Raw genomic sequence first — 200 nt, 5'->3', positions numbered from 1 at the left:
GGTGCTGGAGCAGTCGGGCGTCAAGCCGCAGGAGGTGTCGCTGGCGGCATTGTCCACCACCTTGGCCACCAATGCGCTGGTCGAAGGGCAGGGCGGCCGGGTGGCACTGATCTATATCGGATTTGCCGAGAGCGATCTGGACCGGCACGGGCTGCGGGACGCGCTGAAGGGCGATCCGGCGCTGGTGCTGGCGGGCGGCC

1 protein-coding gene is annotated in these 200 nt (G+C 69.5%); it reads left to right on the top strand.

Features of this window, described 5'->3' with window-relative positions:
• A partial coding sequence (locus RA19_RS25315; RefSeq protein ID WP_152615883.1) for a hydantoinase/oxoprolinase N-terminal domain-containing protein occupies window positions 1–200 on the top strand: 200 nt, incomplete at both ends.

Origin of the sequence: Leisingera sp. ANG-M1, from assembly GCF_000813745.1 — a bacterium.
In the GTDB taxonomy this organism is placed as follows: domain Bacteria; phylum Pseudomonadota; class Alphaproteobacteria; order Rhodobacterales; family Rhodobacteraceae; genus Leisingera.
The sequence above is the reverse complement of the archived record's forward strand: the minus strand, read 5'-3'. Positions and strand labels throughout refer to the sequence as shown.